10 protein-coding genes and 1 tRNA gene are annotated in these 22,610 nt (G+C 33.8%); 1 reads left to right on the forward strand and 10 read right to left on the reverse strand.

The window, feature by feature from the left end; translation table 11 throughout:
- Window positions 1-743 precede the first annotated feature (743 nt).
- A complete protein-coding gene (locus B0A64_RS19250; protein WP_089481120.1) occupies window positions 744-2,756 on the reverse strand; it encodes a M13 family metallopeptidase in 2,013 nt (670 codons plus the stop codon).
- 325 nt (window positions 2,757-3,081) lie between these two features.
- On the reverse strand, window positions 3,082-4,056 hold the full coding sequence (locus tag B0A64_RS19255; protein WP_089481121.1) for a hypothetical protein: 975 nt from the start codon (window positions 4,054-4,056) through the stop codon (window positions 3,082-3,084).
- A gap of 611 nt (window positions 4,057-4,667) precedes the next feature.
- Between B0A64_RS19255 and B0A64_RS19260 the strand changes: the two genes are divergently transcribed.
- Window positions 4,668-4,739: transfer RNA gene (locus B0A64_RS19260), tRNA-Glu, on the forward strand.
- A 253-nt stretch (window positions 4,740-4,992) separates the two neighbouring features.
- Here B0A64_RS19260 and B0A64_RS25270 read toward each other — a convergent pair.
- The 8 genes from B0A64_RS25270 to B0A64_RS19300 all read right to left on the reverse strand — a co-directional run bounded on the left by B0A64_RS25270 (window position 4,993) and on the right by B0A64_RS19300 (window position 22,607).
- Complete coding sequence (locus B0A64_RS25270; RefSeq protein WP_244285451.1) at window positions 4,993-9,687, reverse strand: hypothetical protein; 4,695 nt, start codon at window positions 9,685-9,687, stop codon at window positions 4,993-4,995.
- A 122-nt stretch (window positions 9,688-9,809) separates the two neighbouring features.
- On the reverse strand, window positions 9,810-12,272 hold the full coding sequence (locus B0A64_RS19270) for a TonB-dependent receptor (protein WP_208863557.1): 2,463 nt from the start codon (window positions 12,270-12,272) through the stop codon (window positions 9,810-9,812).
- A 7-nt stretch (window positions 12,273-12,279) separates the two neighbouring features.
- The gene (locus B0A64_RS19275) at window positions 12,280-13,623 is read right to left on the reverse strand and encodes a PKD domain-containing protein (protein ID WP_089481122.1); all 1,344 of its coding nucleotides are present in this window, start codon (window positions 13,621-13,623) and stop codon (window positions 12,280-12,282) included.
- 60 nt (window positions 13,624-13,683) lie between these two features.
- Window positions 13,684-14,703, reverse strand: a complete 1,020-nt coding sequence (locus B0A64_RS19280; RefSeq protein ID WP_089481123.1) for a hypothetical protein — start codon at window positions 14,701-14,703, stop codon at window positions 13,684-13,686.
- 186 nt (window positions 14,704-14,889) lie between these two features.
- Window positions 14,890-16,200 (reverse strand): IPT/TIG domain-containing protein, encoded by a 1,311-nt coding sequence (locus B0A64_RS19285; protein WP_089481124.1) that lies wholly within the window; start codon window positions 16,198-16,200, stop codon window positions 14,890-14,892.
- A 102-nt stretch (window positions 16,201-16,302) separates the two neighbouring features.
- Window positions 16,303-16,677, reverse strand: a complete 375-nt coding sequence (locus tag B0A64_RS19290; RefSeq protein ID WP_089481125.1) for a hypothetical protein — start codon at window positions 16,675-16,677, stop codon at window positions 16,303-16,305.
- Between the two features lie 295 nt (window positions 16,678-16,972).
- Window positions 16,973-17,467, reverse strand: coding sequence for a hypothetical protein (locus B0A64_RS19295; protein WP_089481126.1), 495 nt, complete (start codon window positions 17,465-17,467; stop codon window positions 16,973-16,975).
- Window positions 17,451-22,607 (reverse strand): fibronectin type III domain-containing protein, encoded by a 5,157-nt coding sequence (locus B0A64_RS19300; protein ID WP_123875937.1) that lies wholly within the window; start codon window positions 22,605-22,607, stop codon window positions 17,451-17,453. The genes B0A64_RS19295 and B0A64_RS19300 overlap by 17 nt, the downstream gene beginning before the upstream one ends.
- Window positions 22,608-22,610 lie beyond the last annotated feature (3 nt).

Consider the following 22,610-nt stretch of genomic DNA (forward strand, 5'->3'; position numbering starts at 1 on the left):
AGCAGGTTAGGTTAAGGCAATTTAATTTTGATCGCAAATCTAAACTACTTAAAGGTTATAATGTTACGGTTTTACGTACTCCTATAACTTATCGTAAAAAACAAGTGCTTCTACGTAATATTTTACCTGATGAAATGTTTATATTTCTTCTTCTTTGATTTAGAGATAATCTTAAAATAAAAACTTTCTTAATAATTTACGTAATCTAATTTTTGTAAATCACTCATAAAATGGTTCGAGAATTGTCCAGCTAGGGCTACTAAGACAAAGCTTCAGAGAAATCTGGAGCTTTTTTCGTTTTAAAGCTTATTTCATCACAGCAAACACAGGTTCGAGTCTTCGCCGCGGCGAACTACAAAGACAAAGCTTCAAAGAAATCTGGAGCTTTTTTTGCTTTAAGCTAAAACTTAAAAAAGTCAGGAAGCTTTTTAAGTTTTACAATTTCTAAGAGACCAAAAAAAATGCGCAAAGATCACAGAGATATTTGTGCGTTTTTTTACGGGAACACTCTCAATGTCATTAAGTTAATCTTTAAAAAAATAAAATCCGTTTTTATCTGCGTCTTTACGAAGTAAATCTGTTTTATCCGCGTCAAAATTAGACGCTGATTTTACTGATTCGCTAAAGCGAAAACGCTGATAAAAACGGATTTTTCTAATTACTTTTTTGATTAAACTGTTAAGTAATTTTATAGATTTCCCCTTAACTTAATGACATTGGGAACACTCTGGAGAGCGAAGCTCTTACCAAATTGTTATTCTGTCTTTCTTGGGCAAAAACATTTTATTTCCAGGTTGTACCTTAAATGCCTCATAAAAAGGTGTAGTATTCATTAGAGGACCATTAACACGCCAGTTTGGTGGAGAATGTGGATTATTGTTAATCCACAAACGCAGGAATTCATCTTTCATTTTTACTCTCCATATTTTAGCAATAGATATAAAAAAGCGTTGGTCTGGAGTAAAACCGTCAATTTTTACATTCCCTTGTCCTTCCTTGGTCATTTTAAAAGCATCATAAGCAACTGCTATTCCTGCAATATCTGCTGTATTTTCGCCAACTGTCATTGCACCATTAATGTGCAGATCGCCTAAAACGGTATAGGTACTGTACAAATTGATAACCTGTTGTATTCTTGACTTAAACTGTGCGTAATCTTCTTTTGTCCACCAGTTTTTCAAGTTACCATCTTTGTCATATTGAGCCCCCTGATCATCAAAAGTATGGGTTATTTCGTGACCAATCACCATTCCAATACCTCCATAGTTCAGTGCATCATCTGCATTATTATCAAAATATGGGGGTTGCAAAATGCCTGCCGGAAAAACAATTTCGTTTGCTGTAGGGTTATTATATGCCGTAACTGTTGGGGGCGTAGTATACCATTCTGATTTATCTACTGGTTTGCCCAATTTTGCCAATTGAAATTGATATGCAACTGTAGCTGCCGAAACCATATTCTCAAAATAGGTATTCCTCGCTATATGTACCCTGCTGTAGTCTTTCCATTTATCGGGATATCCTATTTTCTTGGTCATGGCAAACAATTTTTCTTTGGCTTTTTGTTTCGTACCGGGACTCATCCATGCTAATTTATCTATTCTTTTGCCATAGGCTTTTTGCAGGTTATTTACGAGTATTAACATACGTTTTTTTGCATCTTCAGAAAAATATTTCTTTACATACAATTCCCCCAACGCTTCCCCTAAGTAATTATCAAGGACATTCGCCATTTTTTCGCCACGTGATTTTTGAACAGCTTGACCAGAAAGCACTTTGGTATACTCAAATGAGGCATCTGCAAAAGGTTTGCTTAAATCATCTGCATATCTTTCTATAGAATTTGCTTTCAGGTAAATTTTCCAATCATTAATAGAAATGGTTTTCAATAGCTTATTAAGAGCATCATAATAAGCCGGCTGACCTACATTGATAGAATCCGTTTTGGCACCTAAATTATTTAAAAAAGTACTCCAGTTAATGTTAGGATGTCTTTTTGCGAGATCTGTCACAGCCGTTTTATTATAATTTGCCTGCACATCGCGAAGTTCAACTTTTGTTTTATGCGCAACGGCGAGTTGTTTATCAATATCGTAAACCAAATTAGCATTCTTTTCAGCCTCCTGAGCATTGCTGCCTGTTTGTTGAAATAATGTAGAGAGGTATTTTTTGTACGATTTCTGTATAGCAACAGTTGATGAATCTGATTTGAAATAATAGTCCCTGTCAGGCAAACCTATACCGGTTTGATAGAGTTGGGCAATGTTCATACTGCTGTTTTTATCATCGGGTGATACTCCAAAAGCTATAATAGAAGGATTGCTTACTTTTACTTCATTAACTACAAAGTTCATTAAAGACGGTAAATCGCTAATTGCTTCAATTTTGGCAAGTAGGGGTTTGACAGGTGCATAACCGCGTTTGTCAATGGCTACAGTATCCATACCTGATGCATAAAAGTCTCCTACCTTTTGTGCTATACTTCCTGCTGCATTCTTGCTTTGCGAAATACTGTCTAATATCCCCTGCAGGCGCATTCGCTGTGGGTAATTCATAAACATATAGGTACCAACTCCGGCTTGAGATGGGGGTATTGATACAGAATCATACCATTTGCCATTTACATATTTAAAAAAATCATCGCCAGGTCGCAGTGTGGAATCTATTCCTGTGATCGCAATATTTTTTTTTGCTTGATGTTTTGAGCACGCTGTAAAAGCTAAGAGTACAATGAAGGGTATTAATGATTTTTTCATAATCTAGATTATTTCTATTAAAATGAACTGAAAAACGTTTGAAGGCAGATGTTTAAAAATGTATATATCTGGCATATACATTTTTAGCATAACAATATACGAATTCAGTTTTTAATTCTAAAATTTTTGTTAGAATGCTTACCGCTACCAAGACAAAAGCTTCAGAGAAATCCGGAGTTTTTTTGTTTCATTGTATCGTCCTGAAAAAAGTTGACTATTATTATACTTAGATTTATAAATAATAAAATTGGGAAACGTTAGAGGTGTATTTTGTAGCGCATAAATAGCGTTTTTATCCTTATAGAACTTAGAAAACATATTTCAATTATTCTTCTACCACATAATCAAAATTTCCTCCTGTCGGAATTTTTAAAATTCCTTTTTCATTCATTTCATTTGTAGATTGTGTATAAATGAAATGATACCACCAAATAAAAAACTCCTCAAAAGATATTTCTTTATTGTAGCCTAGTTTAGTATAAACTTTTTTACTGTATGCTCTTTCGCTTTCTAAAATTTCTAATAAGTCTGGCAAATAGTTTTTAGCCATTTCGTCAAACAAATTATTATCTGATTTAGAAATTATGTTCTGAAATGAATTTGCAATTAGATTTTGCCTGTTATTTCCATAAACACTTACATCTTTATTTTCTATTTTTTCAGATTGGTTTCCATAAATTCCGAAAGATTCTATTTCAGGATTTGTATTTTCACTAATTTTATAATAGTAATATTTTCCATGTCTTAAAGGCCTGTTATCTTGCTTAAGAAATTCTTTTTCGACATCATTAATTTGCCACGAATCCAACAAAACATCACTTAAAACCAGAAATGACCATTTTTGAAAAGATTGTGTTTTCGAAATCTCTGTTTTATCAAACTGTCCTTTTATTTCGCCTAACTTTTTAATTATAGATTTTGTTATTTTTGTCGAAATTGGTTTCGCATATTTATAAAGCAATTCCCCATCTTTTGCATCGGCAATAAAAATTGTTGGTTTATACTGGTTATTAACTTTATGAAGCCAATGTTTAGATTCTAATAAAGTAATTAGATTTAACATTTTTTGATCACTAAACTTAGTGAAACGCTGAAAATCAATTGGAGAGAACCCCTTATGGAGTGCAAATAAAAAGATATCCAAACTGTCTTTATTTGTTCTGAAATCAGGGAAATTATCATCCCGGGAAATTAGAGATTGTTCAATTTTTATTTTAAAAATCTGATCTATTTTATTTTGAGCATTCATACCTGTACCAAATAATAGAAAAATTATTAGGTTTAATTTTAATCTTTTCATTTCCCTTTATAGTTATAGTTACTGTTTATTCTAGCTAAAAAAAAGCCCAACCGAATAAACTCCGCCCTGTCTAATTAACTTTTTTTGTGCTAATATAGAGCTATTTTACTATAAATTATAAACTGATAAATCTGGGATTATAGATAATTATGTACTTTTTACCACAACTATATTTAAGATTACTTTTTTAGGTCCTCAAAATATTCGTTAACAACGGCTACTCAAATTTTTCTCGATTTGCATCATCTTTTAAATTTCTATAAAAAAACTACAACATTTGCTTCTTTTCTATCTTCAGTGAATTGGGATCATATATAAATCTTCAAAAACACAAGGCAAAAACCATAAGAAAAATCTTTTAAAATCATTTTTTTTCAATTTTATTAAAAATTATTCTTTTAATAAATGAAGAAAAACACAGTTCTTTATCTCTTATTTTTACACAAAATAACCAATTATTAATCAATCATATACATTTTATTAACGTAATTTTTTTATGATTCGTTAGTATTAAACAGGATCGTTTGAGAATAATTACAAAAAGTTTTTTCAAAAAAAATGTTGTGAGTTTTAAAATTATTTGCTTCTTTTGCACCCGCATTAGAAAAGTAGGCCCGTTCGTCTATCGGTTAGGACGCATGGTTTTCATCCATGTAAGAGCGGTTCGATTCCGCTACGGGCTACTAAAACAAAAGCTTCAGAGAAATCTGGAGCTTTTTTTGTAAAACAGAGTTTGATGTAGCTATCCCTCATTGGTTGATCTGTTTTACCAATTTATCTCCATTCAATCTATTTTATTAAAGTGAGCGATTGGCGTTATCACAAAAACGAGTAAACAAAAAAGACGACCTTTTTACGGTCGTCTTTTTTTGCTTTCCTTCTATTTTATAAAACTTATTATGATCGCTTAAAAATTACAATTTATACGTTTTATGATTATCTGAAATTGTTGACGTTTTTAAATTTATAAACAAACTCATTGGCTTGTTTATCGCCAGGCAAGTTGTATTTCATTACTATTTCATAGTTTCCGTATCGCATAAACAGGAAATTAGAGTTTTTAAAACGATTTGCAATTGCCTCTATACCCACATCTCCGTTTACATAACCATTAATAATCTGATTGTTTAGATCTACCCAATCTTGTTTGTAAAGTAATGGCATATTGTATTTAAACGGAAAATTCTCTTTTGTCCAGGGTTGGTTTACATTATTTTCTATACTGGTCATATAATATGCATTAAGCGGGATTGCTTTGGCCGGAATAACTCCCAGTTCGTTTGTATCTCTGTTGCTTATCGAATAATTGCCGTTTAAAGGGTAATCTTTGTACAAATACGGAAAAATATCTGTTGCATAATATGCATCATTTAGTTTCGATTGGGCTGTGATTATTGCCTTACTATCGCTGTACGTTACTCCGCTAAGCTCGACTATATCAAATGCTTCCTGGCTTGTAATGGTATTGGTTAAGTAAATAACATCTGAATACAATACTCCAAAATTATTACTCTGTGTGTTTATCGAATTCATTTTTGAGGCAAATGTTTTGTATTTACTTGTTGTAAATGAGTAGGATAAGCGCTCAATACTGCCTTCGGCTTTTGATAATGCATCGGCTTGATTTTCTTTTATTTGTATGTCATTACCACCATTATCAATTGTACTTGTTTTGGTTACGGCTGTCGCATTTCTTGACGGTGTTTGTTTTAAATTACTTACTATCGTAAAGTTATATTTCTTTTCCTGATCGATATTTGGCAAATCATAATACACTTCGTTTGAACCGGTGTTATAATTAAAAGCTGTTGCTTTGGCATTCGACATTCCGTCCTGATCTACTTTGATGCTTGTTTCCCAATTCGAATCTTCAAACAAATAATCCTGACCACGTTTAAGCTGTATATACCCTTTAGGATATTCTTCTTCAAGGAAATATTTTTGATCTACTACGGGATACGAATATTTGATATTGGTAAGCGGAATATAGGTAGGTGCTCCTCCTGTTGTAAATACTCTTTCTTCGTATTCTGTGGCTACTTTTCCGTCTACTTTTATGGGCTGAAATGAACCATTTATCATTTTCTGGAAACTTACCTCAACCTGAACTTTAAGTTCCTTATTTGGAGGCAAAATATCTGTTGAAACAAAATTTGCTCTGTCTTTTGTAGAACTCCATTCCAGAACTCCCGGAATTTCTTTTGTTCCGTCAAAAATCTTAAACTTTTCTAACATCACCTTATAAGTAACATCTCCTGTATCTTCAGGAATTACAAAGGCTTCATTTACTTTTGTTGAAAAAGCGGCTTGTGGTACAGCAAAAACATCTACATCTGTCGAGCTTTGTTTTGGCGTAACATCTGTTATTAATTTAAGCCCACCAAGTGGCGATCCGTTTTCGAATTGACATTCTTCTCCGAGTTCAAACTTAAAGCGGAATTTTCCTTTGATTAGTCCTCCAAGAATATTCATGTTTCCGCCTACATAACCGCGCATCCAAACGGGGTTTGGTAATTTTGCCTGCAATAAAACGGCAGCTCCTCCTGAAATAATTGGAACTTTTAATTTTAAGAATGACAGTTTGATTCTAATTCCTAATTCTCCTTGCAAATAAGCATACGATTGCCCGTTTGCATACCAGCCGTTTATACCCACGCGATCTCCGGTATTAGAACATCTGGCTTCCTGATAATCTTTAAGCATGATATCGAATCCCATTCCTGCCTGAAAACGGGCATAAAAAAGTAAGAAACTCAAATCTCCGGTGTCAAAATCTAAACTGGCCCCAAAGGCTAAACCTCCTCCATTTGCCAATGAATTTTCGTCACGCATATAATCTAATTCCTTGGCATCGACCCCTAAAATTTGTGCTACAATAGGCGGCGGCGGCGGACTTCCCGGTAATAGGGTTCCTGCCATAAAATAACTGGTTGTTTTTAGGTACATTCCTGCAACTCCAATTTTTATACCGCATCTGTCATCTGGTGTCCCCATGTACATGTACCAATCTTTTGGGTCTTTATGAAAAACTCCCCAAACGGCTCTTCCTCCTTCTCCTATCCCTGATAGAAAATTTCCGGGTGTATTAATGTATACATCTGTTGTAGCATGCATCGAATTGTTCTGGAAATCAAACTCTACTGCCGCAGCCATTTTTATACCTACTTTAGCTGATAAATCGCCGGGGATCGATTCTTTGGCTGCCGGAATATATTTACTGGCAAATGAGCCTTTAAGATCACTTTCCGTTACTCCCATAAAACTTTTCTTTGCCGTAATATTCGAAGTTACTTTACTCATTAAGTCTGTAACATTTTTAAGCCCTGGTATCGAAGCCATAACATTTGCTTTACCAAAAATAGCCAGTCTGTTGATTCCTCCTTTTGAGTTAAAAGCAATTTCAAATCCTGCTTCTCCATCACAAACACTTTCTGAACCAATATTAAAATAGATCAAAGCTTTTATTCCTAAGCTTATCTTTTCATCGGGTGTATAACTCAATCCTGAGGGAGAAAAATCGCCAATGGCTACATCCTCATTTCGATGCATTTTATAATAAGCTCCTCCTCCAAAACCGGTAATCATAAAAGGTGCGGGAACCGGTGGCCATTTTACAGCGGCATCAAAATACCAGTATCTAAAAGTAGTGCGCCCAAAAATAGCTTTTGCTTTTACGTTGACTACATCGACAACATCTACCTCCAGATCTGCATTGAATCCGTTACCATAAACGGGGTCTTTTTCCATTAAGATAAGACTTCCCTTAATTGTTAATCCGCTAAATTTACAATTAATACTAATGGCAGATAAATCCAGACCATCATACCTGCTGCGCTGCCTGTAGCCGTCATCATACATTTTACCTTTTATCCCTATTCGGGCTGTGGCTCCTGCTCCTACTGCATCCATCAAATTAATACCCAGATCAAAATCGATTCGGGAATTATCTCCGTTTATGGCAACATTTATGTTACCAATCGAAACCGGGAAATTACCAAAGGCAACTGTACCTTTATACCCCATATTTCGAACAGAAATTATAGGCGAAACGGTTTGCAGTTGCAGGTTTTCAAAAGAAATCCCTTTAAAATCGACTGTCTTTTTTCCTTCTACTTCTTTATCATCAGATGCTCCTTTATTGGTTCCAAAAGAAACGGTTCCGTTTAAATTTGCTTTGGGTAAAAACTTTCCATTTACCAATTTTAATTCAACAGAACTATTGGGTAATAATAAGGCTCTTGCTTTCCAGATATCAAAAGCAATAGAATCTTTTGTTACTACTATTAATTGCTGCTCCTCCATGGATATAAATCCATTATAGGCTAATCCTGCTCTGTTAGTCTGAGCCGGTTTAGCAGGTGTTGTGGCTGTTCCTGTTGCTGTTGTTGTAGCTGGTGTAGTTGTAGTTGGCGCAGCAGTTGTTGTTTCTTTTTTCTCTGTTGCTGCCTTGCTTATTGGCAATAGAATCTGACCGCTTAAATTTGCTTTTACAAAAGTATTGGCAGCAATCGTTACATCGATATGATCTAAAGAATAAGCCCACGATTTTTCCTGACTGGTTATACCTCTGTCAAGCGGAAAAACATTATCTGCGTAGAAAGTTCCCGAAACTCCAAATTTATCTATAATAAGGTTTTGAGCGCCTACATGAAGTCTTTCTTTACTTGAAGCCGTATCTGTGGTTTGAAATTCTTTTGGTAAACCAACATCAAAAGTCTGAACAAATACTCCTTTCCAGGATTCTACACTGGGCACCAAAAGTGCATTTTTTGCATAATATTCGGGAAAAACAACGGTAGGGTCATTTTTTAGATCACTTAAATCCAGCACTGCATTACTGACTAAAAACTGGAAGTTACCATCAAAATCTTTTCCGTTTCGTTTGTCTTTTAACACAAAAGGCTGTAAACTTACATTAATCAAAATATCGTTCCAACCACCTACTTTAAAGTTAAATTCTCCTCTAACCCTGTTAGGTATCTGAACCGTTTTGCCGTTATAATAGGTTTTAGGGATTGTTAGTTTTGCTTCGTCTACCGTTTTACTTACAGGATCAATTGGCAATATGAGGTTTCTGGAAAACTCTACTGCTCCTGAAATTTTCATTTCTTTAAAACCATCACAATCAATTGTTACATAGGTCAAATCTTTGACTTCTCCGGTTTCCATATTAAAGCCACCGTACAATGATACCTGCCATTTATTATCGCTAAACGGAATATCTACATTGCCTAATAAAACTAATTTGGCTTCGCCCATAATACCTCCCTGATGTGATAACTTTACATTATCTGCACCAAAAAACAACTGCATTGGCTGTCCGTTTTTATCTTTTTGCGGAATATCTACTCTACAAAAAACGGTCAAAGTGGTATACTCCGGCGAAAAAACAGCTTTTGTAATCCCAATAGAATATTGGATATTATTGACCGTATTACGAATCCCGATTGGTAACTCTACCAAATCCTGATTTGAGAATTTATCTACCCAGCGGTCAGAGGCTTCGATTTTTTGAATAGCGCTCGAAGCTGCTCCCAGCTCCTTTGGGGCGGCAATATCCTGCCCGTAAGAAAAAACAACCGAAAGCATGATAAATAATACCGATAAATGTATTTTGTAAAACTTTTTCATAAGCAAATAATCCTGGTTTTTTGTAAAATAAAGCATTGTAACTTCTTTAATATTTTATCCAAACTTTTTTTAACGATCCCCTACTCTCTTTTTTATTTTAAAGAGTACCTCTGTTATGATCCTTAATTATTTTTTAAATATTTAAATTCGACTTCATCGTCTTTAACATTTTTAAGGGCCAAATCGTGATAAAACGGAATCAGTTTGATTTTTAATTCTTCGACTACTTCTGTGTCTGTTTTTTTCTCTTTCATCATTTTAAAGAAGTGACTTAACTCTTGTTTATTAAAACTTGAAAGGTTCTGGTTTTGATGAATTTCATCTGCAGAAGTATTGGCAAGTATCGAAATCTCATTGATCATCCATCGGTGAACTAATAAAGGCTGTAGCTTTTTATTTTTTCGCTCGACTAGTTTCAAATACGAGTTATAACTTGTTTTATTGGTTACATCCTGCTCGTTTACGCCATGCAACTTATGTTTATTTACTCTTCCTAAAGCCATAACATAATCGTTTTCGAACCCTTCGTCTTTGCGAATCATTTCTTCTTTTAAGCTTTTTACGGTTTCAAGAATGTATTTATTGTATCGATCTAAGATGTCGTTGTTTAAGTCGTATGCTTTTAAATAGTTTAAAGCCTTTTCTTTAAAACTATCATCATCAGGAGTCAAAGTTGTCAGGGTCAATAAGTGCTGCAATTCGTCTGAATCTTCTTTTGGCATTGGTCGCAATGCCAGTTGAAGGTCTTGCAACTGCTTTATAATTTCATTTCTTGTTCCTTCGTAGGTCTTGTCTTTATGTTTTATTTTCAGGACAGGATCTGCTGCAATTTTTGTTTCTTTTTTAGGTTCTTTTTTAGCCGGCAATTTTATTTTGTCAAGCGAATAGGTATAATTTAATGTAGCCGTCAAATCGTTGAATTTACTGGCATTAGAACTACTTCTAAACATCGAAATAACACTCATATTAAAACTGTGTTGCTCCAGCAGCATATAACTGTTATTAAACTTAACTCCAAACACGGAACTTGAATTGGTGTTTGCCTGAGAATTATTATACAACACACCAAAATTGGTATTTAGCTTGTCTTTAAATAATTTTTTTGAGGCTCCAACTGAGGCTCCAACCGAAGAACTATTGTTTAGTGCCACTTCATTATTGGTATAATTAAGAGAGCTGTTCAGGGCAATTTTCATGCTCATAAAATTTACCGAGTGTGCCAAATTATAATTTTGCACGGTACTTGCCTGACCTCTTCGTATTACGCCGCCCTGCTCATTGGCCTGACCGGCAATACTGTAGTTAAAATTTAAATTTTGATTTCGTTTTTGTCCAAAAGCATACGACATATTAACATTGGCATTTTGTGATAATTGCCTGTAATTTAAGGTGTCAGATTGTACTACGTTTGGATTGTTTATAAGCTCAAACTGATCTAGTTTTTTATTGGTATAGGTAGAAAAATTAGAATAACTACCTGTTATATTAAATTGATCTGTTACGCGGTAATTCATATTTATAGATCCTACAACTCGCTTGGTATCTTGCTTTTTTGCTTTTGCCAAATCGTCTCTTTGATACCCTAAACTGGTCGATACGGTGATTTTGTCTTGATAAAAAGGACGTGAAAAACGTAATGCTATATTCTCTAAATCGTTATTAAAATATAAGGCACCCAAGGTATTGTAATTAGGATCTATGCGCTCATAGGTTAATCCTATGATACTCTTTTGAATGTTGTAATCAAAATTGACATTTAAGGCGTTCATGTAATTTGTACTTTCTTTGCTCGAAAATATTTTATCTCTCAGGGTTCCGCCGGAAAGTTTTTTGCTACGAACATCATCTGTTAGCACAGAAAGTGCATACTCTACATTAAAATTTAAATTTTTTATAACAGAGGTACTAAAGATCAAACTGTTTACAAAGTTCTCTTTTGGTGTTACTCCTTTATCATTTATCATGTTTAATGAGTTAACATCGTCTTTGGCATAAAAACCAATCCAGCCCAGTTTAAACCGTTGTTGCTCATAACCAATTTTTGCTCCATAACCGGAACGTTGATACACGGGAATTCCTCCCATTGCATTTTCTTCAGAAACTGCTTTAAGCAACTGTCCGCCCATTAAAGTTATTTTAAAAGGGCTTCTTGGCGTAAGTTCTAAACCAACTCCTTTAAACGGGAAACCGCTTAAGGTATAAGGAGAAAAAGTCATACTTACATTACCTATATAGGCTTTTACCCACTTGTATTTGGGCATAATACTTAATCTGTTAAAATCGAATGGTGCTGTATAACCCAAGTTTTCGCCCTGATTGGTAATGCTGTAAAACAACGGAACACTAAAATTAAAAGCGCTAATATTTAAATTCCCCGAAAGCAAATAGGTAAATGGCTCTCGTGAAGTTTGCGTATTCGAATTTGAATTATAGTAGATCATATTCGCATTAACGTTACCCGTAACTTTAAAATTTGGCTTATAAAAATTCTCTAAATCTACATCCTGAGCATATCCTTTCCTGCAAATACAACAGGCAAAAACAATACACAACCAAAGCAAGATTTTGTTATTTTCTATCTTCATTTATTGGTTATTGTTTTTGTACTTTGATATCGCATAAAATATAAGAACTTGCTCCGTTCTTTACCATATCCTTAATTTTGATGGCTCCCTTTCTTCCGTCTTGTGTTTTAAACAAAATAATTCTTGGATAGGTAAAGCCAAATTCCTGTGCTCCTGCTGCACTATAACTTATGTTTAAAGATTTTACAGGAGCATCGTTTATCATGGCATCAAACTGTGTTTCTGTAAAATTTAAACCACAATTACACAAATTTTGAGAGTTTACAAAAATGGTACTTTGCGCATTCTTTAGTCCCAAAAATCCGTAATTGTTTGCCTGATCCGGCGATATAAATCTGTTGTAGGTAAAATTGCTGTTTAGACCCTGAAAAACGATATCTATTAAGCTGCTATTCTCTTCGTTAATTTCATTGGCTTTGTAAACCTGCCTGGTTACGGTCGAGAACATTGCACCACTATTATTGTTGTTGTGCGCTGCATTTATTCCTAATTTAATATTGGTTAAAATACGCAGATTTGTATCGGGCAAAACTGTAATAGTCGTTTTATAACTTTGGCTCGTTTTATCATTAAACGCTTCTAATGTAACTTCATGAGTTCCGGCACTTGCAAAAACAACGGTAGGATTTTCGTCTGTTGACGTAACTGGATTCCCTCCCTCAAAACTCCATTTATAACTTGTTGCACTAATCGATTTATTGGTAAAATCAATGGTTACAGGGGCCTCATAATCATCATCTTCAAACTTGGGAACATACGAAAACAAAGACACCAAATATGGTGAAACTGTTATTGTTTTAGTTTGCTTTTCTGACTCAAAACCATTAGAAACAGTTAGTGTTATCGTGTGATCTCCGGGTGTGGTAAATACTACATTTGGTGGTGTTTTGCCGGTAAAGGTTGCAGGTGCGCCGTCTTGAAAGTCCCACTTAAAAGTTAATCCTTCACCAATAGTCGTATTTTTTAAAACTACTTCAACAGGCGAATAATTACTTTTTATGATTTCATGGGTAAACTGAATATTGATTCCTTCTTTTATTACTACAGTTTTACTGACCTCTTTACTTTCTCCATCTACATTTGTAGCGATCAGTTTAATGGTATAAGTACCTTGTTTACTATACAATATTTCACCGGGATTTTTTTGAGAAGAAGTCGTTGGACTACCGCCCTCAAACGTCCATTCGTATTTGTCTGCACCGGTAACATTATTATCAATTTTGATAATAACAGGTATTGATTCATCGCTGTTGGCATACGAAGTCGTAAAATCACCCTCTACGGCTATAGCGGTTTCCTGATAACAAGAGGTAATAACAATAAAAAATAATAAGAGTAAAGTTTTTTTCATTCAATTTATTTTAAAACATTACAGCTTTATATAAAGCCGTAATGTCTTTTTAATCTTTTTTTATTTACTTAATTTAGATTGAAAATCCGAAATTTTAACCAAATCATAGTCAAGAATTATGTACAGATCATTATCCTTAATTTTCATCATTGTAATGTTTTTATAGGAAGATTTTTTATGAACAGTTTCTTTCCCTACTAATAAGTCTCCATCTTTAAAAACTGACAAAGTATTGTTTTGAAGATTTAATTTAGCTATTCCTTTATTTTCGACTAAAACATATAATTCATTCTTAGGATCAAAAGCAATATCAAGATATTTGTTTGTACTGTTAGAAATTAAAGTACTTACTACCCACTCGTTATTTACATATTCTAATTTTCGAATATTAGAACTAACAAAAACGGGGTTTGCTCCTGTATATAAATTATCTATTACATACAAGATATTATTTTGCGAAACGATTTTAGACACAGATCCAAAACTGGCATTTAATCCGGTTCCGTCTTCTATCGCTTTTTTTTCTGATCCTGCAACCAAAACATCTGTACTTAATTCGGGCACAAAACGTTTGATTTGTCTGTTGTTATAATCAAATACAAAATAGGTATTGTCCTTGTTATCACCAATTGCTGAAAGTCGAATTTTGTTTGCAAACGGAGAACTTATTGGTTTCATGGTGTAAAAAGGATTCAACACTGTAAAATTATTTTCGAAACGAAATATTTTATCTCTGTCTGCTTCATTAGAAGGAGCAACCAATAATACAGTTCCCTCTTTTGTGATAGATAAAGCACTGGCATAAAAACTTGTAAAATCAAGAATCTTAAGTACTGATATTTTGCCTTCTAAATCAATTTTTTTTAATTTGACGGTGATATCTTCCTGACCAATTTTATAAACTATGTTATTGTTATCAATAACAAAATCATCTGCCAAAGAAACATCAGCTATATAATCGGCTTTGATTTCTCCCGCTATAACCACAGGATCCTTGGTGTTATCCCCTGAATCTGAACTACAGCTGTTCAACGTTAAAAAAAGTTGTACTACTGCTACTAATAGAATTCTCTTTTTCATTTTTATTCTTCTTTATATTTCTAACTTTTTTGTCCTTCAATTGGTTTGAGTATCCTTTATTTTCTTAATGCAAAATCGCATTAAAAAAATTTGCAAGCTATTATCACTCCAGGCTTTTTTTAAAACATTACAGCTTTTTAGGACTGTAATGCTTTGATATTAAATAGAATTTCTGATGCTCAAAAATTATAAATAACGTTTGATTATCTTGTCTGTAGAAAAAGCCCAAACAACATTGTTTTTATATGAAATATTTCCAATAGGCTGGTCGTGTGTATAGTCTAAAGTCCAAGCAGCACCGCCATTTGTAGTTTTGTAGATTTTATTATCCAAAATTGCCCAACCCGTATTGGCATCTTTAAAAGTAAACTTGGTAAACAGTTCACCGTCGTAAACCTGAGTCCAGGAATCTCCTCCATTGGTAGTTTTAAATAACTTGACATCCAGTAGGGTATTGTAGTAGTGATTGATTAAAAGAAAACCATTTTGGTTATCAACAAATGAAATCTCTCTTGCAAAATAACCTGCTGCTTCATTCACAAATGGATATTCTTTCCATCCGTCTGTTGTATTATTTTTGAATAAAATAAAAGGTCGGTCACCATTAAAACCGTCTTTGTCTTTAATATTTTTATAACCAATTGCCCACATGTGATTGTTATCAATTTTTGTTGATTGAAAAAGATTAGCTGTATCATCCCCCAATTCATAAACTTTTGTAAAGTCAAGGCCATTAGATGTTGTAAAAACCTTTCCTTTTTGTGTAACAACTGTTCCGTCCTTCATATTAGCATCTACATACATGCAGTAAAAAACTTCTTTATTATTATCGATATTGGCAAATGCATCATTGCTTACCCCTCCGCCGGGTGCAATTTTAGCAAGTCTGGTAAGTCCTAATGAACTACTCCATCCTTCATCATTTACAGTTGCATAAAACTCTGAATTATAACCAACACTGCTCCATTGACTCCACGTAATACCTCCGTCGACGGTTTTGGTACCTCCCACATATAATAGTTTATCGCTCATCATTTGAATATTAGCTTTTGCTCCATCACTTTTTAAACTGTTTTCCTGCGTTACCCAAGCTGTCAAAGAACGAACAGGAAGAATACCTATATTTCCGGTATAATTATTTTTAACTTCATTACTGGCCGTTTTGTTCTCTACCGTAAGTTCCAGTTTTGGCACTACTTTTACAGTAGCTGGCAATTTAAAGCTTATCTCTGTTGCTGTTGCCGAAACAATTGTTGCTGCGACACCATCAAAAGTTACTTTGATATCCCCTGCCTTATCCGAAAAATTTTCACCGTAAATACTTACTGTTTCTCCAGTTTCTCCAGCGTTTTTAGAATATGATGTAATTTTTGGTGTTTTTACCACAACAACTGGTGGCTCAGGAGTTGGTACCGGATCACTTCCTGAATCTGAACTACAGCTGTTCAACGTTAAAAAAAGTTGTAATACTGCTACTAATAGAATTCTCTTTTTCATTTTTTATTCTTCTTTTTATATTTCTAATTTTATTTTATTGTTGTTAGCAGTTATAAAGCACTGCTTTTTAAATCTTATTTTAAACATTATATGCAATTTTCCTCACCTTTTTTTATCATATCCAGGTGGCCAAACACCATATTTATCTTTGTACTGTTGTGGCGTTTCAGGTTCTCCCATGTTACCGTAGAATCCGGCAGGATCTGCATTTTTTACAAACTCATCCCATGCTTCTTTTTCTTCTTTTTTCTGCTCCTCACTTTTAGCATTTTCTTTTGCTTCCTCGATAGCTTTTTTGATTACTCGAACCTTATCTAAAATTTTCATTAGTAGGGGCAAATCATTTTCGCTTAAATGCACAGAAATATCTCTCCAATCAAATGTCTGCTTTGGATCTTCTAATGCCATTTCAACTAAAACATTAAATACCTCTTCCTTAACAACTTCAGGAAGTTCATTAATTGTTATACGTTTCATTTTACAATATTTCTATAAAGTCAACATAATATGCTTTCATTGTATCGATAGTTTTATATCGCGCTGCTATTATGAAGTTACAAAGCTTCAAGATACCGTTTACTTTTTATTTCAATGAACTTATTAATAGTGTTTTTCTTTTATCATAAAGATGCTCTCGTAAGCGTGAGTAAGATACTTCGCAGATTGGAAACTAATTTCATATAAATTTTACTATTCCAAAAGAAACATTTGTATGATCCAAAAAAAGTTAACGACTAGCACTTTCCAAAAGCAATTTTTTTCTAATAATTAATTATCTATATTTTAAACCTATACTTCCAATATATGAAGGCTCTCTTCCCATAGATATTTCTATTTTCAGTGTTTCACTAATTGGAAAATCTAAAGATTCTCGTGGCAAAAACCTATCAATTACATTACTTGGTGGTCTTTTAACCTTTATATCTGGAAAATATTTTTCTAAATCGTTCGAAAAAAAAGGAACTTCTATTTTTTTAGAGTAAATAAATATATCTCCTTTATAGTAAGGACTCGTTTTATATTGATAGGGATAAACGGAAATATCAGTAACTAAATTATTAAAAGAAGAAATTACGATATTTAAATATTCCGAAAATGTTATATATTTTCTTTCTTGATTGTAATCAGCTTCTTCAATAGAATATTTTAAAGAAGTAAATTCACACAACCAATCAATTATATTAATTCCAATTGTAAGAGGAACATCTTCCAGATAAACCTTATCATCTTTAAAAACTACCCAATTAATGCTATTTAATTTTTTCATAAGATTTTGTTACATCATTAAATTTATAATTGTATTTGTTCTTTAAAGGTTCAATAAATGTTCCGTCAGGTTTTTTCCAACCTATTGTAATTACTTCTATTTCTCGTTGGTAAAAACCACTTGCACTGAACAAAGTCTGTGGTTCTGTAAGTAATCTTATATCGTCTCCTCTAGAAAAAGCCTCTTCTAAAAATGGTAAATTATATCTATTCCAAAAAATTTCATTAGCTTCCGTAATAATTTGGGATTTAGTTGGGCTAGCAATTCCTTTAGTTTTTAATATATCAGACGCTTCAATTTCTAATTTTGAATAAGTAACATCATCAACATCTAAGATATTAATTCCTCCTTTATTTACTTTTCCTCGACCAAATGCTCCTTCTGGCAAATCATATTTTATCCATTTAGATCCGGGTCCATCTAATAAATCATCAAACTTCGCAATACAGGTAGTAGTTTTATCAGAATTTGTGATAATATCTTTTCCCCAACCATTATATTTAAAACTAATACTATTCTGAGATATTTCAGCTAAAACATCTGTTCCGCTTTTCGTATACACTTTAACAATATCTCCTACAATTTCCGTTTTATATCCTACCTTTAAAATTGCTTGATAAAATTCTGGAATATTACCTTTTGCTTCTGCAATTATGCCGAGAGTGGTTGTATTTATTACTCCTTTTAATCCTTTCCAAACATTCATCAACCCACCATTAAAATCAAAAGATTTCATTTTTGAGTAAAACGCTTTTGTACTTCGTACAAAATTTACTTTTTTCAAGTTGCTAGCTAAACTATAAACGTTGGCAACACCATCTGCAATCATTACTGAATTATAGAAAAACTCCCAAGAATTATAATATGATTCATACTTTTCTTTAAATGCAGGATCTTGATTCAGTTTCAGTCTATCATTTTTAATTAATTCATCTCCAGCGGCAACTACACCTCCAGCATAAGTTAGATATGCTAAATAAGAAGTACCACCTGTAAATGATGCTGTAATTACTGCTGACCCCATCGCAACTCCATTACCTAATGAACGTATGCTTTGATTTGTATCATCGTCTATGATAGCTTGTTGATAGGCTGCTGCCATAAATGCTGGTACAATATATTCAACTCCTTTCTCTATTCCTAAATTAAGGTAATTTCGAGAGGCTATCATAATTACAGGCTCAAATGGTTTTACATTTAGCTCATACCTTTCAGTAAAATCTTTTGGTTCTTCACCAGGGAGACTTATATAAACTCCATCTACTTTTTTAAGCAGTGTATGCTGAAAACTTATTAAATTACTGTCATAAATCTTTACAAAACTATTTCCTAAAATTTGAGGTTTGTACTTTGTATTATCTTTAATATCTATAAAATCAAAAGATCCACTACCATCATCGACAGTTCCTAAATAAACAGGATTAATACTCGCAACAGGATATTCAAAACTACTAAATCCATCAGGACCAATATCTAGAGTAGTAGCAATAGTAGGTGTAACTCCAAGATCTTTGTAATATTTAGAAACCCAAGCAGAAAGCCCCCTAAACAATGGTACAATTTCTGTCATTGTAGCATCGTTATTAGTAAGTGCTCCTCCTTTACTTTTATCAAATATATTTCTTATCCATTCAGAATTATTCTTCATAAAACCATCCTTCAACAGTTTCAATCTGTCTTTTTCCGGAGTTGTAAGAATCAAATTATCCAAAAAGAAAGTATCCCCTAAAGAAAGAGCAGTTTTACTAAACTCCCAATCGGCATCGTCTTTTGCTTTATTAATTAAATTATTAAGAATAACAATTCTTTGCTGAATGTTTATGTTTTCAAAAAGACAATCTTTATAATTTTCTTCTAATATTTTATTAGTTTCTTTTGATGTAAAACTTGGAGTAATGCTATTTATATCGCTTAATTCGAATTTCAATAATTCTACAATGTTATCGGCATTACAATTTAAAGGTGCCTTTGAACCAGATATAGCCCATCCTTTTTCTTTAGGATCATCTGTTGAATTAGAATTAAAATCTACACAATTTAAAACGTTAGCATTAATTTGATTCTTCTTAATAATAGAAAGTAATCCATTAGCTGTTTGATACTCACTAGCAATTTCACTAAATTTAAGATCTAGAATTCCAGCTGGACAATCGACATAATTGTAAAATAATCTAACTAAGGATTCTGCTTTTGGAGTAACTGTAGTAGGACTTAAAACTTTATCTTTTTTATCATTGGTTTTGTATACTTTTTCTTCATTATTCCAATAATAATATTTAATATTTTTAAACAGCTTTAGTTGCTTGTCATAATCATAAGTTGCAAATCCTGGACATGTTCCAGAAGGAATTGCAATATTAGTTTTATCAAAAATTAAAACAGTAGATTCCGTAATATTAACAATTCTATAATCCGGAGTTATCACATAATTTGCAAACTCCCCACTTGCCTGACTCTGAAAAGCATACAATTTAAATGCGGGATCATTAATTTGTTTCCAATCCTGATGATTCAATACCGTTCCTGTACTGTAATCCATTAATAAATCAGTACTTGATTCAGAAGTTTTGTAAGTCTCAAAAGGATGTTCGAGTTTGAAGATTCCGTGACCTAATTCGTGTGCAGGAGTTTTTTCTAATCCCGATTTAAACACATACCCAAACTGTCCGTTTAGGCGCATATATCCTTGTTGTCCTGTACTTGAAACTTTATCTGTTACAAATAGTACATAACTATTGTCTGTACCGGTATACAATGAATTTATACTTTGTTGCTCCGTGCTATACGTAGAAGTCAGGGTATTTTTCTCTGTCTTAATTGTACTTCCAGAAACGACACTGTCTATACTTAATATCCCCTCTTTCTTGAAGTTGACTTTAACCCCTACTTTATTATAAATAGATTGTGTACTGGCAATGACCTGATCAAGCTTCTTTTGCGAAACATCGTCTGTAGGTACCAAGGCAACATTTACCTCTTTTGGAGAAATATGCACCAACATAAAAGCTCCAATAACTTTCCACTTAACTCCTTGTTTTATGGTCGCCAATATTTGTTCTTCGGCATAACTCAGTGTTCCTTTTACCGTAAGTACAAATACTTTATCGGCTCTTGTAAACTCGATATTTGCACCGTTTTGGGTTTTAAAAACGATACTATCCAGTTTTATATTGGCATCTGTAAGGTTTACTGTAGCTATTACCGTATCTGAGTAACCGTTTAGAACGGCTTTGTAAGGCAGGGCAACATCGCCTACTTTTTTGTAAAGCTTTTGTAAAGCAGCAGGTGCTTTGTCCGGTATAACATCAAAAGCATATTTACTGCCGTTACCACTAAAAGCAATCGTAATTCCTTTTGCGGTAAATGCTGTAGCCTGTCCGCTTTTGTCTACACCATCCGTATTTTCCGGAGTTGGTTTTCCTCCTTTGGCAAATGCGGTCCCTTCATTACTCCCGTTTCCGTTACTGTCTACGTTATATACTTTAGGCGGGATCTTATTGCCCTTATCATCTACGCCACCACTATCTGTAATAACGGTATCTTTTCCTCCCGGGATCGTTACTTGTTGTCCATCTACACCATTGACAACAATATCGCCATTGGCATTGATCACGATGTCTTTTATTATAAACGGAACAGTTTCTTCGATTTGTCCGCCCTGTCCTTCGCCGGTAAAATCTTCTACATCAGTAACATTTTTCCAATCCGGATTGTAACTAGTTTCTACAACACCGCTAATCAATTGATAATCGGTATTGATTAAAATATTTTTGAATTGAACAGCAATTTTAGTATCGGCCAGGTAAGGCACGATGATATAACCATGTCCTGAATATGGGCTATGTTTTTCTTCTAACTCTAAAACTGTTACCGGAAAATCCCCTGCTTTAAAGGTTTCGCTTTGTATTAAGTTATCCAGTATCTTTTGATTCTGAATATTAATTTGCGGGATTATACCACAATTGTATGCCGGAACACCATTGGTTTGTGTAGGCGTTGTAAAAGTGCTGATTCCGGAATAGGTAAACGACTGAACACCATCTGTCTCGGGATCGCAACTGGATCCTACTCTAAATTGATAGGTAACGCCTGGTTCTAAATTAGTCAGTAAACTTTGTGTGTTTAAACTATTCGAAGAAAACCATTGTGCATTGCGAACGTCTTGTTTTTTGTACTGTACCTGATAACGGGTATGTTCCGGAATGCCTTCCCAGGTAATTTTTTCGCTTTTAGGTCCCTGCGCTTCACTTAATAAAAAGGTTGGAGCAGCACATGAAGCGGTATATTTAAAGGAATATATCTCACTATATCCATCATTTTTAAATACGGCATTCTCTGAAAGTCCTGTTGTCGAAATCGCTCTAACCCGCCATGCATAACGCATACCCGGAGTTAAGATTGGCATGCTTAAATTATACAACAAAGCGGTTCCAAAAAGTGTTTCTTCGTATAATAACGGAGACATCTGGAACGCAAATTGCGGATCTAATGTAGGATCGATAAGCTGTTTTAACTCGAACTTGTACGAGATGTTGGTGGCATTTATCTGGCGTGGTGTCCAGGTAAATAAAATATTAGGAAAATCTGTCGAAGCAATTTGTTCGTTTTTTTGCGGCGTGTTTAATAACGGTGGATCATTTAAGATCAGATATAAACTGGCACAACTTTTTTGCGAAATCTTCTGGTTGGTTACAAAATCATACAACTCAAAACAAAAATTGTACATTCCTTCCGGCAATCCATTGGCATATTGTGCGGGCGAAATCCCTTGTAGGTTCTCTAACCTGAAAAGTGCGGCAATATCTGTATTGGTCAGGGTTTGCAATTCTCCACCATTGATAAAAATTGGTCGTTGCCCTTGTATAAAATCGCTGCTTTGTACATTAAGACCGTTACCCTGTATGTACAATTTAAGGCGTACCTGTCTTTGTGCTATAGCAATATCTGTAGGGTTAATAAGCAACTGCATCTTAGTATCCATGCTTGTGGCATAGTCTGATATTTTGATACTATACGGGCTATTAAAAACAGGTGTTACCTGCACAGGATAAAGCTGAGCATAAACCTTTGAACCAAATCCTCCCAACCCCAGAAGAGAGAACAAAATGAATAATAGTATATTTTTGAAAAAGTTCTTCATTTT

The sequence above is a fragment of the Flavobacterium araucananum genome, assembly GCF_002222055.1.
In the GTDB taxonomy this organism is placed as follows: domain Bacteria; phylum Bacteroidota; class Bacteroidia; order Flavobacteriales; family Flavobacteriaceae; genus Flavobacterium; species Flavobacterium araucananum.

Bases quoted from the DNA above. Each gene is read 5' to 3' on its own strand.
- B0A64_RS19295 (WP_089481126.1), bottom strand. From the start codon at position 17,467: ATGAAAAAATTAAATAGCATTAATTGGGTAGTTTTTAAAGATGATAAG.
- B0A64_RS19250 (WP_089481120.1), bottom strand. From the start codon at position 2,756: ATGAAAAAATCATTAATACCCTTCATTGTACTCTTAGCTTTTACAGCG.
- B0A64_RS19255 (WP_089481121.1), bottom strand. From the start codon at position 4,056: ATGAAAAGATTAAAATTAAACCTAATAATTTTTCTATTATTTGGTACA.
- B0A64_RS19280 (WP_089481123.1), bottom strand. From the start codon at position 14,703: ATGAAAAAGAGAATTCTATTAGTAGCAGTAGTACAACTTTTTTTAACG.
- B0A64_RS19285 (WP_089481124.1), bottom strand. From the start codon at position 16,200: ATGAAAAAGAGAATTCTATTAGTAGCAGTATTACAACTTTTTTTAACG.
- B0A64_RS19270 (WP_208863557.1), bottom strand. From the start codon at position 12,272: ATGAAGATAGAAAATAACAAAATCTTGCTTTGGTTGTGTATTGTTTTT.
- B0A64_RS25270 (WP_244285451.1), bottom strand. From the start codon at position 9,687: ATGAAAAAGTTTTACAAAATACATTTATCGGTATTATTTATCATGCTT.
- B0A64_RS19290 (WP_089481125.1), bottom strand. From the start codon at position 16,677: ATGAAACGTATAACAATTAATGAACTTCCTGAAGTTGTTAAGGAAGAG.
- B0A64_RS19300 (WP_123875937.1), bottom strand. From the start codon at position 22,607: ATGAAGAACTTTTTCAAAAATATACTATTATTCATTTTGTTCTCTCTT.
- B0A64_RS19275 (WP_089481122.1), bottom strand. From the start codon at position 13,623: ATGAAAAAAACTTTACTCTTATTATTTTTTATTGTTATTACCTCTTGT.